The sequence below is a fragment of the Agrobacterium tumefaciens genome (genome assembly GCF_013337285.1).
Classification (GTDB): Bacteria; Pseudomonadota; Alphaproteobacteria; order Rhizobiales; family Rhizobiaceae; genus Agrobacterium; species Agrobacterium burrii.
Window position 1 is genome coordinate 936,203 of the sequence record NZ_SUPW01000001.1, and the last position, 15,752, is coordinate 951,954.

Sequence of the window (15,752 nt, forward strand, 5' to 3'; positions counted from 1 at the left end):
CGCCAACCGAACGACCACAGGAGCACTGACATGACCATCAAGATCGGCGAAAAACTGCCTTCCGCAACCTTCAAGGAAAAGACGGCCGACGGCCCGGTGGAAACCACCACGGATGCGCTTTTCGGCGGCAAGAAGGTCGTTCTTTTCGCCGTACCCGGCGCTTTCACCCCCACCTGCTCGCTGAACCACCTGCCGGGCTACCTCGAAAACCGCGACGCCATTCTCGCCAAGGGCGTGGATGACATTGCCGTGATCGCCGTCAATGATTGGCACGTCATGGGCGCATGGGCACAATCCTCCGGCGGCCAGGGCAAGATCCACTTCCTCGCCGACTGGGACGCCGCCTTCACCAAGGCGCTTGGCCTCGATGCCGACCTTTCCGGCGGCGGGCTTGGCGTGCGCTCCAAGCGTTATTCGATGCTGGTGGAAGACGGCGTTGTGAAGTCACTCAACGTGGAAGAGAACCCCGGTCAGGCGACTGTTTCCGCTGCTGCGGCGATGATCGAGCAGCTTTGACATTAAGAAGATGGCCTCTTGGCCCTGGATCAGACGTCATCCTCGGGCTTGACCCGAGGATCCACCAGCTCAAGGGGTTATGGATCCTCGGGTCAAGCCCGAGGATGACGTCGCGAGTGGAGCGACCAGACATTGAAGAGCGGCCCCGCCGCCCTCTCAAACATTCATATCAAACACCAGAAGACCGGCGAGACCGCCATCGGTGAGCGACACCAGACGTTCCCCCGCCTCCACATGCTGCGGATGGGCGAGATAGTCGTCGCGGGCCTCGGGACTTTCCAGCGTCACGATGAAGCCGTCGACGAAGCCGCCGTTCAGGCCTTCGGGCGATACATTCTGGCCGTATTTCACATCGATGATGCCGGGTATCACGTCCTTCAGGGCGGCGATCGCCTCGAACGCGGCGTGTTTTTCAGAGGATGCCGTCGCAGCCTTGAAGCGTAGAAATACACAATGCAGGATCATCCGGATTCCTCTCCTCCGTTGGGCACCATGCAGGCCGCCCTTGACGACAAGATAGGTCGGGTTTCGGTTTTCACAACCCCGATAAATGCGGCCCGGGTTAAATCAGCCCGGACGGAACCGAGCGGACATAAAGCAGGCTTGCATTACCGGCGCTTGAAGGGCTCCATGCCCTTGCGTGCCAATTCATCGGCGCGCTCATTTTCCGGGTGGCCGGCATGGCCCTTGACCCAGTGCAGGGTAACCTTGTGGCGCTCCTGCGCCGCTTCAAGCGCCTGCCATAGCTCGACATTTTTGACCGGCTTATTATCGGCGGTTTTCCAGCCCTTCTTTTTCCAGCCGAAAATCCACTTGGTAATGCCGTCCTTGACGTAAGCGCTGTCGGTATAAAGATCGACCTCGCAGGGGCTTTTCAGCGCATTGAGCGCGGAAATCGCTGCCAGCAGTTCCATGCGGTTATTGGTGGTGTCCGCCTCGCCGCCGGAGAGTTCCTTTTCGGTCTCGCCATATCGCAGCACAGCGCCCCAACCGCCGGGACCGGGATTACCCGAGCAGGCGCCATCGGTAAAAATATCGACATGTTTCATTCGCCTACCAGCCCATATTCGGCGACATTGGCGATCGCGCGGTGGAACCGCAGCTTGCGCAGATATTCCAGCGGGTCTTTCTTGACCACCAGCGCGCCCTCCGGCGTCGTCAGCCAGTCGTAGAGCCGCGTCAGGAAGAAACGCAGCGCCGAGCCGCGCGCCAGAAGCGGCAGGGCATCCAGTTCCGCCTCGCTCATCGGGCGCACCGACTGATAACCTTCCAAGAGCGCCTTGCCCTTGGTGACGTTATATGCGCCATCCTTTTCGAAGCACCAGGCATTGAGGCAGATCGACACGTCATAAGCGAGCAGATCGTTGCAGGCGAAATAAAAGTCGATAAGGCCGGACAGCTCATCGCCGAGGAAAAACACGTTGTCCTGAAACAGATCCGCATGGATGACGCCGGCCGGCAGATCCTTCGGCCAATGGGCGGCGAGATAATCGAGCTCAGGGCGAATCTCGTCCCTCAAACCCTTCTCCACCTCATCGGCGCGGTCTTCCGACTTGTCCCACAGCACCTTCCAGCCTTCGATGGAGAGCGCATTCGGCCGCTTTATCTCGAACCCCTCGCCGGCCAGATGCATGGCGGCCAGCGCCTTGCCGACTTCGCGGCAATGTTTGGCTTCCGGCTTTCGCAGCCACATGCCTTCGAGGAAGGAGATCAGCGCCGCCGGGCGGCCCGACAATTCGCCCAGCAATTCCCCATCCTTGCGCGGCAGGGGCAAGGGGCACGACAGGCCCTTGGCAGCCAGATGCTGCATGAGGCCGAGGAAGAACGGCAAATCGTTTTTTTCCACCCGCTTTTCATAAAGCGTCAGGATCAGCGGGTCCTTGGTGGTATGCAGCAGGAAATTGGTGTTTTCGACGCCTTCGGCAATGCCCTTATAGGAGGTGAGGCTGCCGGTGTCATATTGCGTGAGGAAATTCCTCAGATCATCTTCTGTGATGTCCGTGTAAACTGCCAATTTCAAATCTCTTGATAAAGGATGGAATGAAAATCTCGGGGGTGGAGATGACGGATGCAAGGGGAGAACCCCTCACCTCGTCATCATCCCGTTCTAGGCACCGGCGGTGGCTTTCGGCGGCAGCGCATTGCTGGCATTGCCGTTGACGAAAGCCATGTCGTCCGTCGTCAGCTCGATGCTGCGCAGTTCGCGATTGACGAGGAAATGTTCCGTTTCCTCAACCGTCACGGCAAGATCGAGCGTGGTGTCGAAACGCGCCTTGAAGGCTTCGATGATCTCATCGACGATAACTTCAGGAGCGGATGCGCCGGCCGAAAGTCCGACAGTGCGGATATCGCCGATCGTGTCCCAATCGATTTCCGAGGCCCGCTGCACCAGCACCGAGTGTTTGGCGCCAGCGCGCAGCGCCACCTCCACCAACCGCTTGGAATTGGAGGAATTGGGCGCGCCGACCACAATGAACAGGTCGCAGCCGGGTGCTGCCTGCTTCACCGCATCCTGACGGTTGGTGGTTGCGTAACAGATGCTATCGGCGGCGGGCGACTGAATGGCGGGGAAGCGTTCCTGAAGTCTGGCGATGACACCGGCGGTATCATCGACCGAAAGCGTCGTCTGGGTGACGAAACCGAGGTTTTCACGGTCTACGGGTTCGTAGACACCCGCATCTTCCACCGTCTCGACCAGCGACACGGTGCCTTCGGGAAGCTGGCCCATGGTGCCGATGACTTCAGGGTGACCGGCATGGCCGATCAGCACCACATGGCGGCCAAGACGCTGGTGGCGCATGGCCTGCTTGTGAACCTTGGAGACCAGCGGGCATGTGGCGTCGAGATAAAACAGGTTGCGCGCCTGCGCATCTTCCGGCACCGATTTCGGCACGCCATGGGCGGAAAACACCACCGGCTGCTCGCGATGCTCCGTGGGGATTTCATGCAGTTCCTCGACGAAAATCGCGCCCTTGGCTTCCAGCCCTTCCACCACATAACGGTTATGCACGATTTCGTGGCGGACATAGACCGGCGCGCCATAGGCCTTCAGCGCCAGCACGACGATCTGGATCGCCCGGTCCACGCCCGCGCAAAAGCCGCGCGGTCCGCACAGCCTTATCGTCAAAGGGGGTTTGGAAACGGCGATGTTCATTCGTGCTCCTTGGCCTGCTTCTTGGCGAGTTCCATGCCTTGCCCGATAGCCTGCCCTTGCCGGGCGGGGCGCACGTTATTCGTCGTGCACCTTATGGTTCCGGAAATAGGCAAAACCAACGACGATGACAAGGGCCAGCGCCAAGCCATACCACGTTATCGCATATTGCAGGTGATTGTTGGGCAAATCTATCAGCGTCACCCCGCCCTGAGGCCAGCCGCCGGGGTTGGGCGCCGTGTCGGCATCGACGAAAAGATTGACCAGCCGATTGGAGGGGATATCGACGCTCGAGGCCATGACCGCCAGATCCTTCCAGTAGAAGATGTTCTTGGCGATATCGTTATCCGGCAGCAGCGAGGAGGGTTTGGCAACCAGTGGCGCGCGCGCCAGCCCTGTTATCGCGACCTCGCCGGTTACCTGTCCTTCCGTCCGTTTGGCTTGTTCCTTCATCTCGAAGGGCACGAAACCGCGATTGACGAAGAGAATGCGGCCATCGTCAAGCGTCAGCGGCGTATAGATGTAATAACCGGTTCGGCCCTGATGGGTAGCGAAGAAATGCCGCTCGCGGGCGTGGTCGAAAGTGCCTGACAGCCTGACCCTGCGATATTCGATCTCGCCGCCGCTTTTTGCCAGTGCTTCGATATCGGCAAGCGGAACCGGGCTCGCGCTCAGCCGCTGCTCGATATCGGCCATCAGCGCCTCTTTCCAGTAAAGCCGCTTCACCTGCCATGTACCGAGCCCGAGAAGAATGGCAAGCGCCAGCAGGACGAGCGGTGCGGCGAACCAGACCCGTCTGTCCGCCGCCTTCATGTGGGAAACCTCATTCACGATCAAGCCTGCCTTCGCTTGCATTGTTGCGGTATTGCAGCGCAATCATGATCCCCTTCAGCTTGCGCAAAAGCACGAGCGAGATGATCACCGTAAACGGCAACCAGAGCATGACATGCACCCAGACGGGCGGCGCAAAACGCTGATCGAACCAGAGCGCCAGCCCGACCACCAGAAAACCGACAATCAGCATGACGAAGACCGCCGGACCGTCACCCGCATCGGCGAAACCATAGTCCAGCCCGCAGGCGCCGCAGGCCGGTTTCGGGGTCAGGAAACCGTCGAACAGCCGGCCGTTACCGCAACGCGGGCAGCAGCCTCTCAAGCCCACCTTGATGGGATCAACGGGTGCGAAATCGCCGTTTGATGGTTCAGATTTCGATTGTTCAGACATGGAGAGAACTCCCGCGAAGTTTCCCAACACCCGCATCGGTCATCCCTGAGCTTGGCCCGGGGATCCACGCTTTCAGCGGGCCTATGGATCCTCGGGTCAAGCCCGAGGATGACGTCGTGTCTGCAGGAAGCCGCCTCGAAACCAGAGCAATCACTTATCGCTCGGCATTGCCCTTTGGTTTCTTCTCCCCGCCGGGGAGAAGGTGGCCCGAAGGGTCGGATGAGGGGGCAACGTTGCCGCCTACCGCCGACCTTGCCCCCTCATCCCGCTGCCGCGGACTTCTCCCCCTCGGGGAGAAGAAATGTGCGGCACCCGCTCGATTCAGAAGCAGCGTAGTGGGCTACCCGGCGTAATTTACCCGTGAACCGGCGCACCCCAGCCACCCCAGATATAGATGGCGAAGAACAGGAACAGCCAGACGACGTCAACGAAATGCCAGTACCAGGCGGCCGCTTCGAAACCGAAATGCTGCTTGGGCGTGAAACCACCGGCAATGGCGCGGAACAGGCAGACCAGCAGGAAGACCGTGCCGACGAAGACGTGGAAACCGTGGAAACCGGTGGCCATGAAGAAGGTCGCGCCATAGATCGAGTTCTTGAAGTCGAACGGGGCGTGTATGTATTCGTAAACCTGCACGGTGGAGAACAACACGCCAAGTGCCACGGTGAGAGCGAGGCCGCTGATCAGGCCCTTGCGATCATTGTGCAGCAGGGCATGATGCGCCCAGGTGACGCAGGTGCCCGACAGAAGCAGGATGACGGTGTTGTAGAGCGGCAGGTGCCAGGGGTCGATGACCTCGATACCCTTGGGGGGCCATTGTCCGCCGGTATATTCGAGGCGGGACGCCTGAATGGCTTCGTGCGGATAAAGGCTGGCATCGAAATAGGCCCAGAACCACGCGACGAAGAACATCACCTCCGAGGCGATGAACATGATCATGCCATAACGCAGGTGAAGCGAAACGACGCGGGTATGGCTGCCCTCATTGGCTTCCTTGATCGTGTCCGCCCACCAGGCGTACATCGTATAGAGCACGATGACGAGGCCGATATAAAACAGCCAGGGATTGGCCAGTTCCATGCCGAACAGCTTGAAGGAGCCGGCCGACAGGTAACGCATGTAACAGACGCCGCCGAAGGTCAGAATGAAGGCGCCGATCGAGGCCAGGATAGGCCATGGGCTTGGGTCTATGATGTGGTAATCGTGGTTCTTCTGATGCGTATCTGCCATTGCGACAATCCCCGAATGTCTCTTCCCTGACCCGGCCTCAAAGAGGCCAGGTCTCCTCTCACAATTTGCTTTCGCCAGATGAAGTCTTTACCGGCAAGGACGCAACCGGTTTTTCGGTTTTGGCCGGATAAAACGTATAGGACAGCGTCAAAGTATGAATGCTTTTGGTTTCGCGCGCCGTGGCGATATCAGGATCGACGAAGAAAACCACCGGCATTTCCAGTGTTTCGCCCGGCTGCAGCGTCGTTTCGGTGAAGCAGAAACACTCCACCTTGTTAAAATAGGCACCGGCTTCCATCGGCGTGACGTTGAATACCGCCGTGCCCGTGGTCGCCACGGGCGAACGGTTGGTCGCCTTGAAAGTGACCTGTATCGTCTCGCCAATCTTCGGCTTGACCATCTTGTCGACCGGGCGGAAATCCCAGTTGAGGCCGTTCGACGTATTGGCGTCAAAAGTGACATTGATGGTCTTGTCGAGAATGACGTCGGAATATTGCTCAACGCGCTGGGTCGTGCCGTTATAGCCGGTGACGCGGCAGAACAGGCTGTAGAGCGGAACGGCGGCGTAAGCCATGCCGATCATGGCGCAGAAAAATACCAGACAGAGCACCAGGATCGAGCGGTTGCTCACCCGCTGCGTGCCGGCCGTTGTCGTGTCTGTTCCCATATTCGCCCCCCCGGTATTCGCCATGTCCTCTTCCGCTCCCTCAGATCAGACCGTCAATTCGCGCCGATCTTGATGATGGTGATGACGTAAAACAGCACCACCAGACCCGCCAGCAACACGCCGAGCGCGATGTTGCGCCCGCGTCGCGATTTTTTCTGCGCCGCGCTCAGTTCCACAGTTTCCATCACAGAACTCCCGTCATCACGGCCTTCAGCGCCGGCGCAAAATGATCGGCCAGAAGGCCGGAGAAAATAGCGAAGAGGTACAGCACCGAATAGGCGAACATCTTCTTGGCCGGCAGCATCTTCTCGTCACCCTCAGGCATGCGCCGGACAACGAGCGAACAGTAAACGAAGATAGCGCTCAGCACGGCGGCGAAAATGCCGTAACCGGCGCTCGCCAGACCCGTGAAATAAGGTGCGACGGCAGCCGCCGCCGTCAGCACGGCATAAACGATCATCTGGTTCTTGGTGGAGCGCTCGCCCGCCACGTTCGGCATCATCGGAATGCCGACGGAGCCGTAATCGCGCATCTTGAACAGCGCCAGCGCCCAGAAATGCGCCGGCGTCCACAAAAAGATGATGAGGAACAGGATGATGCTGTCCAGCGACACGCCGCCGGTAACGCAGGCCCAGCCAAGCATGGGCGGAAAAGCGCCGGCAGCACCGCCGATGACGATGTTCTGCGGCGTCGAGCGCTTCAGCCACATCGTATAAACGACAGCATAAAAGAAGATGGTGAAGGCAAGCAGGCCGGCGGAGAACCAGTTGACCGCAAGACCGAGGATGACCACCGAAAAGGCCGACAGCGTCAGCCCGAAGGCCAATGCCTCACGCGGCGCGATGCGGCCGGACGGGATCGGCCGCTTTGCGGTGCGGCTCATCACGGCGTCGATATCGGCATCGTACCACATGTTGAGCGCGCCGGATGCGCCAGCGCCGACGGCGATGCAGAGAATGGCGATCAGCCCAAGCACCGGATTGATTTCGCCCGGCGCCAGCACGAGGCCGGCAAAGGCCGTGAAGACGACCAGCGACATGACGCGCGGCTTCAGCAATTCGAAATAATCGCGCGCGCCGGCTTCCGAGAGTTCGGAGCTTTCAACACCCAGCATATCGCGATTGTCGATAACGGTCATTTCCTGTCCTGTTTTCCTTCAGATGCTACTTGCCGCGGCATCCCCTGCACCGGCCCGAAAAACGAATGTTATTTCCGGCATGCGCGATGCGTCAAATCATTGGGTCCGAACGTTTCGGCATGGGCCGCATCGTGTAAAACCGATGCAATTCGCCCGGCCTGTCGCCGCGCCCACCCCGCCATTCGTCTGCGCCTGCTTATTCATAAAGGCCAAACTTGGCATTTATCACATTCAGGCATGTATCACGTCGGACGATAAGCTTCGCTTGGACAAAATGTCACGCGGGCGGCGGACCCATCCACCTTCGGAAACGGCACGGACGCAACCACGCCGTCCCCTCTTTTCAGCAACCGGAATGCGCGAGCCACGCCCGCGCCTCCGGTCCGGCATTCAGCGAATGCGCGGAAGCTGTTCCCACTGGTGGTAAGGCGGCGGCGAAGACAGCTGCCATTCGAGCGTTGTCGCACCCTCACCCCAGGGATTGTTGCCGGCGATCCGCTTTTTGGCGAAGGCTTCCCAGACGCCGAAGAGGAAGATGCCCACGGCAACGGCCGAGATGTAGGAACCGTAAGAAGACACCAGGTTCCAGCCGGCATAGGCATCGGGATAATCGATGTAGCGGCGCGGCATGCCGGCGAGACCCAGGAAGTGCTGCGGGAAGAAGATCAGGTTCACGCCGACGAACATGACCCAGAAATGCAGCTTGCCGATGAACTCGTTATACATGTAGCCGGTGATCTTCGGGAACCAGTAATACCAGCCGGCGAAGATCGCAAAGACCGCGCCGAGCGACAGCACGTAGTGGAAGTGGGCCACGACGTAATAGGTATCATGCAGCGAGCGGTCGAGACCGGCATTGGCGAGCTGCACGCCGGTGACGCCACCGACCGTGAACAGGAAGATGAAGCCGATCGCCCAGATCATCGGGGTCGAGAAGGTCAGAGAACCGCCCCACATGGTCGCGATCCACGAGAAGATCTTGATGCCTGTCGGCACCGCGATCACCATGGTGGCGAAGACGAAATAACGCTGCGCTTCAAGCGACAGGCCGACCGTATACATGTGGTGCGCCCAGACGATGAAGCCGACTGCGCCGATGGCGACCATGGCATAGGCCATGCCGAGATAACCGAAGACCGGCTTCTTGGAGAAGGTGGAAATGATGTGGCTGATGATGCCGAAGCCGGGCAGGATCAGGATGTACACTTCCGGATGACCAAAGAACCAGAACAGGTGCTGGTAGAGGATCGGATCACCGCCGCCTTCCGGCGAGAAGAAAGCCGTACCGAAGTTACGGTCGGTCAGAAGCATGGTGATACCACCCGCCAGAACCGGCAGGGACAGCAGAAGCAGGAATGCGGTGACCAGAACCGACCAGGCAAACAGCGGCATCTTGTGCAGCGTCATGCCCGGGGCGCGCATGTTGAGAATGGTGGTGATGAAGTTGATCGCGCCGAGGATCGAGGATGCGCCGGCGATATGCAGCGAGAAGATCGCCAGATCCACCGCCGGTCCCGGCATGCCGCTGGTCGATAGCGGCGGATACATGGTCCAGCCGCCGCCCACGCCGTAACCGCCCGCCGGACCTTCGACGAAGAGCGACAGGAGCAGCATGATGAAGGCTGGAACGATCAACCAGAAGGAAATGTTGTTGAGGCGCGGGAACGCCATGTCAGGAGCGCCGATCATGATCGGGATCATCCAGTTGGCAAAACCGCCGATCATCGCCGGCATGACCATGAAGAAGATCATGATAAGCGCATGCGCTGTCGTGAACACGTTGAACATGTGCTTGCCGCCGTCGATGGCGGCATCGCCCTCGAAGCCGTAAACCATGGCGGCCAGACCGTGGAAGATCTGGATGCCCGGCTCCTGCAGTTCCATGCGCATGACAACCGACAGCCCGCCGCCGATGATGCCCGCGATGATGGCGAAGATCAGGTAGAGCGTGCCAATGTCCTTATGGTTGGTGGACAGGAACCAGCGGGCGAAAAAGCCCGGCTTATGGGAATGATGCGCATCATGCGAATGATCGTCATGCGCGTGCGCTTCATTTGCGGATTGACCATGCGAGTGATGATCGTCGTGTGCGGAAGGTCCAGCCATTGTCGTCACTCCAGGTCTCAGTTGGTTTCGTTGGCGGCAACATCGACCGTGCGCGGAGCGCCGTCGACGGAGGCCATCAGCGCCCGGTTCGCGCCGTTCAGATCAGAAGCGGCGGCGGCGTGCCAGGCATTGTACTGCTGTTCGGAAACCACCCGAATGGCGATCGGCATGAAGGCGTGGTCCTTGCCGCAAAGCTCGGAACATTGGCCGTAATAAAGGCCTTCCTTCTCCGGCTTGAACCATGTTTCGTTGAGGCGGCCCGGAACGGCGTCGATCTTGACGCCGAAAGCGGGCATGGCGAAGGCGTGAATGACATCGGTCGGAGCCGCCGTCACCAGAAGACGAACGGTCTTGCCGACCGGAACGACCATTTCATTGTCGACAGCAAGAAGACGCGGATAGCGGGCCTTGTCCTCCTTGCCCGCAGCAGCGCGATCCTGCTCCTTCAGCAGATAGCTGTCGAAGGCGAGCGGCTCGGCGCCCTCAGCGGCCTTGTATTCATAATTCCACAGCCACTGCGTGGCGGTCGCCTTCAGCGTCAGGTCCGGGTTTTCCGGCTGGGTCAGCTGCGCGTTCAGAAGATTGAACGAGGGAATGGCAAGGAACATGAGTATGAGCACAGGCGCCAGCGTCCATACCACCTCGATCGCCGTGTTATGGCTGGTCTTGGAAGCCACCGGATTTTTCGCGGCGCGGAATTTCAGGGCGACGATGATGAGCAGCAAAAGTACGAAAAGCGTAACCGGAACAATGAACCAGAGCGTATATTGTTCGAACCAGCGTATTTCGTGCATGATCGGCGTGGCGGCCTCCTGCATGCCCATTTGCCAATGCACCGGCTGATCGGCGTGGGCGCCGACAGCCGTGAGCAGACAGGTCATCCCCGCCAATGCTGCGTAAATCCTATTCCTCACGGTACCCTCTCCCTCACGCGTCTGATCTTGATCAATCACAGACGCAGAATCCATGCTAATGGTACTAACTTAAAACCACAGTTTGCCCTCTGCCGCAATATGCGTCGGGACACGGATGCCCGCCAATTTTGCCATTGGTCAATTGACGGTCGACTTTCCCGCACTCCGCACCAGCATGGGTAGGCCGCAACCGGTTTCAAACAGTCAAAATGCGGCACAGGCCCTTCTTTCAGAGGGTTTTGCAGCCTGCCAGCGCAGGCCGGACACGGGGTGGCGGGCGCAGAAATTACACACATGAACAAAGCGGAAAGGTCCTATTTCCGCCCAACTCCGCTGGAATTGAAGGCTGTAGGCTTTTTTTTCCGGATTATGGCGTCAAAATAGCCGCACTGATTCGAATCCCAGAGGTATCCATGCGTCTTTCCCCGCTCGCGCGCACCTTTCTTGCCGCCGCCGGTCTTGCCATCATCGCCCCCGCTGCTGCGGCGCTGGCGCAACAGCAGCCGCCCGGCACGCCGAAATCGACGCATGGCGCATGGTCTGTCATCTGCGACAAGCCGGCCGGCGCGTCGGAAGAGCAATGCGCCCTGATGCAGAACGTGATTGCCGACGACCGCCCGGAAGTGGGGCTTTCGGTGGTGGTGCTGAAGACCGCTGACCGCAAGTCGCGCATCCTGCGTATCCTCGCGCCGCTTGGCGTTCTGCTGAAGGACGGCATGGAGCTTTATATCGACAACAACAATATCGGCCGCGCCTATTTCACCCGCTGCTTCTCCGAAGGCTGCTATGTCGAGGTGGATATCGACGACGAGCTGCTGAAGGTTCTGCGCGCCGGCAAGGCCGCCGTTTTTGCGCTGCGTGAATCGGTCGATCAGGATCGTGTCGGCATTCCAATCGAGCTGACCGGCTTTGCCGAGGGCTACGACGCACTGCCGTAACGCCTCGTCGTCAACGGGCAGCCTTGCGTCTGCCCGCTCCAGTGCCTAAATCGGTCATTGAACGATAATGACTGGAGCCTCCCATGACCGACGATCTTGTAAAACTCTTCGATTGCGATGAAACGCAATTGCGCAAGCTTCTCGGAGAGGCGCTGGCCGGTGCTGACGACGGTGAGCTGTTCATCGAACATGCGCAGGCCGAATCGCTGACCTTCGACAATGGCCGGCTCAAGGGCGGCTCCTTCAACACCGATCAGGGTTTTGGCCTGCGCGCCGTTGCCGGCGAGACGGTGGGATACGCGCATGCGGGCGAGCTTTCTGAAGCTGCGCTGAAGCGCGCTTCGGATGCGGTGGGCGCGGTCACCCGCGGTTATTCCGGCTCCTATGCCGCCGCACCCCAGCGCACCAACAAGAAGCTTTACGGCGACGAGAACCCGATCGGCAGCCCGAGCTTCGAAGAGAAGGTGAAGCTCCTCACCGACATCGATGCCTATCTGCGTGACAAGGACTCTAACGTCCGGCAGGTGACGGCGACGATTTCCGCAAGCTGGCAGGTGGTGGATATTCTGCGCGCCGACGGGCATCGCGTCAGCGATATCCGGCCGATGACCCGCATCAATATTTCCGTGGTTGCCGGCGAAGGCGACCGGCAGGAAAGCGGCTCCTACGGCATTGGCGGCCGCGTCGGTTTTGGCGATTTCATTACAACGGAAAGCTGGCAGCGCGGCGCGGATGAAGCGCTGCGCCAGGCGCTCGTCAACCTGACCGCCATCGATGCACCGGCCGGCACCATGGATGTGGTGCTCGGCTCCGGCTGGCCCGGCGTGATGCTGCACGAGGCCGTCGGCCACGGCCTGGAAGGCGATTTCAACCGTAAGAAGACTTCGGCCTTTGCCGGGCTGATGGGCGAGATGGTGGCTGCCCCCGGCGTGACTGTGGTGGATGACGGCACCATCGACAGCCGCCGTGGCTCACTCACCATCGACGATGAGGGAACGCCATCCGCTTATAATGTGCTGATCGAGAATGGCAGGCTGGTGGGCTATATGCAGGACCGCCAGAATGCCCGGCTGATGGGCGCAAAGGCCACCGGCAACGGTCGCCGGCAGGGCTATTCGCATGTGCCGATGCCGCGCATGACCAATACCTACATGCTGTCTGGCGACAAAACGCCGGAAGAGATCATCTCCTCCGTCAAGAAGGGTATCTATGCCGTGTCCTTCGGCGGCGGACAGGTGGATATCACGTCAGGCAAATTCGTGTTCGGCTGCACCGAGGCTTACCTCATCGAAAACGGCAAGATCGGCGCGCCGGTGAAGGGCGCGATGCTGATCGGCAACGGACCGGATGCAATGAAGCGCGTCTCGATGATCGGCAATGATTCCAAACTCGATACGGGCATTGGCAATTGCGGCAAGGCCGGGCAATGGGTGCCGGTCGGCGTCGGCCAGCCACATCTGCGCATGGACCAGATCACCGTTGGCGGCACAAAGGCATAGGGCATTCCGAGTGTGGGGGACTGCGGTCTGTCCCAACTTCCGCCATACCGGCCCTGAGCCGGTATCCAGCCGACGCGTCTGCGCGGCGAGAGGGGTCTTGTCCGCCCAGGGACTTGGGCTGGCTGGATGCCGGATCTGGTCCGGCATGACGCAGAGAGAGTTGCGGTCACGCGAAACGTTGAGCCTGCCGCGACAAGCTCAACCACCAGTCTTGCAGCCGGGCAGCCCATAACCTCGCACATGGCTGCCATGATGAGGTTTCCTCTGGCACCTCACCGAGAAGACGATAAGATCACCCTTCATGGCAGGCCCTCCTCCCACCGCCCGGCCTGCGTGGCATAAGGAGACCCCGACCATCATACGCAATGCCCTCGTCCCCGAACTTGCCGTCACCGACTGGCTGAAAAGCCGCGCCTTTTATTGCGACCTGATCGGTTTTCATGTGGTCTATGAACGCGCCGAAGAAGGTTTCGCCTATCTTGCGCTCGATGAGGCGCAGCTGATGATCGACCAGATCGGCGCAACCCGAACCTTCGTGGCCGAGAATGCAGCCCTTGAGTTTCCGATGGGCCGGGGCATGAACCTGCAGCTCGCCGTCCCCTCCCTGCAGCCCATTCTCACCCGGCTGGAGCGCTCTTCGATCGACCTCGTCCTGCCCGCGGAAGAAAAATGGTACAGGCGCGGCACCGTCGAGGTCGGCAACCGGCAATTCATCGTCGCCGATCCGGACGGTTATCTGATCCGCCCGTTCGAGAGCCTGGGCGAACGCCCCTTCCGGTTCGGGTAAGCGCCATGCTGCCCTTTTTCCCGCATGCGGTTGTTTTCGACATGGACGGATTGCTGATCGAAAGCGAGGCGCTTTATCGCGATTCATTCCTGGCGGCTTCGCAGGAAGGCGGCCATGGAATGCAGGTCGAGACCTATCAGAAGGTCTGCGGCAGTCCATGGGATGTCATCACCGGCACCATCTTTGCCGATTACGGCGCGGATTTCCCTATGGACGCCTTTCGCGACGCATGGCTCCGGCATCTCGGTGTGATGATGGCGGAAGGCGTGGCCCTGAAGCCGGGTGTCGTCGAAATCCTCGATCTCCTCGACCGGCTCGATATCCGCCGCGCCATCGCGACCTCCTCGCGGCTCGATTCGGTCACACGCCATCTCGGCCCTTACGATCTTCTCAGGCGTTTCAACACTATCGTGGCGCGCGGCGATTATACCGAGCCGAAGCCCGCGCCGATGCCCTATCTCACCGCCGCACGACGTCTCGGTATTGATCCGGGCCGCTGCCTTGCGCTCGAGGATTCCTATTCCGGCGTCCGCTCTGCCTCATCGGCGGGCATGATGACGATCATGGTGCCGGATGTGGCGCCGCCGACCGAGGAAATGCGGGAAAAATGCATCGCCGTTTCGAGTGATCTGCATGCGGTGGCAAGCATGTTGAAAGAAGCAAGGCTTTTTACAAGCATGAAAAACAGGCCTTAGGTGCGAATAGGCGTCACATGCCTTTCGCCATTTGGCCTTATGATAAAGATCGTATCGGCAGGAGCGCCGCTATTCGTCGAGCGCCTTAGTCGGCGCATCCATAATCGGAGTGGTTATGCCGCTTGTCGCCGTGTCGCTTGCGACGCTGATACTGCTCATTCTTTCCGCATTTCAGATTGCGCTTGCAGCCGGGGCGCCCTTCGGCCGCCTTGCCTGGGGCGGCGCACACCGGGTTCTGCCGGTTAAGCAACGGATTGCAAGTGTCGCTTCTGTTGCGATCTATGCCTTTATCGCATCCTTTCCGCTGCAAAAGACGGGCTTCGCCATTATCTGGCCCGCAGGCTGGGTCGAGCCCGCCATATGGATCATTGCCTGCTATCTCGCAGTGAGCATCGGATTGAACGCGATGTCGACAAGCCGCATGGAGCGGATGGTGATGACCCCTGTAGCCGCCATTCTGGCGATTCTGTTCTTTATCGTCTCGCTCTCCTAATCCCACCAAGCAAGTCGCGATGCCGCAACGACCGAGCCCTTTCAGCAGGTCGTCAGACCGCCGGCTTGAAACGCCACTTGCGCTCAATCGCCCCTTCCATATCGAGACCGTTGTAATGGGCCAGCAACAGCACATGGCCGAGGAGATCGGCGGTTTCGTCGGCCAGATCCCGTTTCATCTCCTCTTTGTTCCTGCCCTTTATGCGGCCCCGCCCCGTCAGCCGGTTCCAGGCCTGCGTGACCTCGCCAACCTCTTCCTGAAGCTTCAGCATGTACCAGTCCGGGTCGCGGAATATTCCGTTTTCAGCGGCATATTTTTGCGAGGCCTCTTCAAACCGACGCATCATGTCAGCAAGCATTTGTTCATCTTTTGTTCATGCGCTACAACTCTAAT

19 protein-coding genes are annotated in these 15,752 nt (G+C 59.7%); 6 read left to right on the forward strand and 13 right to left on the reverse strand.

The genetic code is table 11. From position 1 onward, the window contains the following. The first annotated feature begins 30 nt into the window (after positions 1-30). Positions 31-516, forward strand: coding sequence for a peroxiredoxin (locus FCH38_RS04585; protein WP_149898739.1), 486 nt, complete (start codon positions 31-33; stop codon positions 514-516). Positions 517-672: 156 nt separating this feature from the next. On the opposite strand, the gene FCH38_RS04590 is transcribed toward FCH38_RS04585, so the two are convergent. The 12 genes from FCH38_RS04590 to coxB form a co-directional block, all read right to left on the reverse strand. Beyond that, positions 673-981 (reverse strand): Dabb family protein, encoded by a 309-nt coding sequence (locus tag FCH38_RS04590; protein ID WP_149898738.1) that lies wholly within the window; start codon positions 979-981, stop codon positions 673-675. Between the two features lie 143 nt (positions 982-1,124). After that, positions 1,125-1,565, reverse strand: coding sequence for a ribonuclease HI (gene rnhA, locus FCH38_RS04595; RefSeq protein ID WP_003511799.1), 441 nt, complete (start codon positions 1,563-1,565; stop codon positions 1,125-1,127). Further along, on the reverse strand, positions 1,562-2,530 hold the full coding sequence (locus FCH38_RS04600) for a homoserine kinase (RefSeq protein ID WP_174372970.1): 969 nt from the start codon (positions 2,528-2,530) through the stop codon (positions 1,562-1,564). The genes rnhA and FCH38_RS04600 overlap by 4 nt, the downstream gene beginning before the upstream one ends. Positions 2,531-2,623: 93 nt before the next feature. Then, a complete protein-coding gene (gene ispH, locus FCH38_RS04605; RefSeq protein ID WP_174372971.1) occupies positions 2,624-3,670 on the reverse strand; it encodes a 4-hydroxy-3-methylbut-2-enyl diphosphate reductase in 1,047 nt (348 codons plus the stop codon). A 75-nt stretch (positions 3,671-3,745) separates the two neighbouring features. Then, on the reverse strand, positions 3,746-4,480 hold the full coding sequence (locus tag FCH38_RS04610) for an SURF1 family protein (protein WP_174373133.1): 735 nt from the start codon (positions 4,478-4,480) through the stop codon (positions 3,746-3,748). Positions 4,481-4,490: 10 nt separating this feature from the next. Beyond that, a complete protein-coding gene (locus tag FCH38_RS04615; protein ID WP_174372972.1) occupies positions 4,491-4,892 on the reverse strand; it encodes a DUF983 domain-containing protein in 402 nt (133 codons plus the stop codon). Between the two features lie 354 nt (positions 4,893-5,246). After that, positions 5,247-6,122 (reverse strand): cytochrome c oxidase subunit 3, encoded by an 876-nt coding sequence (locus FCH38_RS04620; RefSeq protein ID WP_174372973.1) that lies wholly within the window; start codon positions 6,120-6,122, stop codon positions 5,247-5,249. A 58-nt stretch (positions 6,123-6,180) separates the two neighbouring features. Continuing rightward, on the reverse strand, positions 6,181-6,813 hold the full coding sequence (locus FCH38_RS04625; RefSeq protein WP_174372974.1) for a cytochrome c oxidase assembly protein: 633 nt from the start codon (positions 6,811-6,813) through the stop codon (positions 6,181-6,183). Between the two features lie 29 nt (positions 6,814-6,842). After that, on the reverse strand, positions 6,843-6,974 hold the full coding sequence (locus tag FCH38_RS23545) for a hypothetical protein (protein ID WP_149898732.1): 132 nt from the start codon (positions 6,972-6,974) through the stop codon (positions 6,843-6,845). Beyond that, positions 6,974-7,927 (reverse strand): heme o synthase, encoded by a 954-nt coding sequence (locus FCH38_RS04630; RefSeq protein WP_153513299.1) that lies wholly within the window; start codon positions 7,925-7,927, stop codon positions 6,974-6,976. The genes FCH38_RS23545 and FCH38_RS04630 overlap by 1 nt, the downstream gene beginning before the upstream one ends. Positions 7,928-8,317: 390 nt before the next feature. After that, the gene (ctaD, locus tag FCH38_RS04635) at positions 8,318-10,033 is read right to left on the reverse strand and encodes a cytochrome c oxidase subunit I (protein ID WP_149898730.1); all 1,716 of its coding nucleotides are present in this window, start codon (positions 10,031-10,033) and stop codon (positions 8,318-8,320) included. Positions 10,034-10,050: 17 nt separating this feature from the next. Then, positions 10,051-10,914, reverse strand: coding sequence for a cytochrome c oxidase subunit II (gene coxB, locus FCH38_RS04640; RefSeq protein ID WP_210267122.1), 864 nt, complete (start codon positions 10,912-10,914; stop codon positions 10,051-10,053). Between the two features lie 446 nt (positions 10,915-11,360). On the opposite strand from coxB, the gene FCH38_RS04645 reads away from it, so the two are divergent. The 5 genes from FCH38_RS04645 to FCH38_RS04665 all read left to right on the forward strand — a co-directional run bounded on the left by FCH38_RS04645 (position 11,361) and on the right by FCH38_RS04665 (position 15,359). Then, complete coding sequence (locus FCH38_RS04645; RefSeq protein WP_003494243.1) at positions 11,361-11,885, forward strand: invasion associated locus B family protein; 525 nt, start codon at positions 11,361-11,363, stop codon at positions 11,883-11,885. An 83-nt stretch (positions 11,886-11,968) separates the two neighbouring features. Next, positions 11,969-13,384, forward strand: coding sequence for a metalloprotease TldD (gene tldD / locus FCH38_RS04650; RefSeq protein ID WP_174372976.1), 1,416 nt, complete (start codon positions 11,969-11,971; stop codon positions 13,382-13,384). 301 nt (positions 13,385-13,685) lie between these two features. Then, the gene (locus tag FCH38_RS04655; RefSeq protein ID WP_149898727.1) at positions 13,686-14,171 is read left to right on the forward strand and encodes a bleomycin resistance protein; all 486 of its coding nucleotides are present in this window, start codon (positions 13,686-13,688) and stop codon (positions 14,169-14,171) included. 5 nt (positions 14,172-14,176) lie between these two features. Next, a complete protein-coding gene (locus FCH38_RS04660) occupies positions 14,177-14,866 on the forward strand; it encodes an HAD family hydrolase (protein ID WP_174372977.1) in 690 nt (229 codons plus the stop codon). Positions 14,867-14,981: 115 nt separating this feature from the next. Next, entirely contained in the window at positions 14,982-15,359 is a 378-nt protein-coding gene (locus tag FCH38_RS04665; protein WP_174372978.1) for a hypothetical protein, read from the forward strand. Positions 15,360-15,411: 52 nt separating this feature from the next. On the opposite strand, the gene FCH38_RS04670 is transcribed toward FCH38_RS04665, so the two are convergent. After that, positions 15,412-15,717, reverse strand: coding sequence for a MazG nucleotide pyrophosphohydrolase domain-containing protein (locus FCH38_RS04670; protein ID WP_174372979.1), 306 nt, complete (start codon positions 15,715-15,717; stop codon positions 15,412-15,414). Positions 15,718-15,752: the final 35 nt, after the last annotated feature.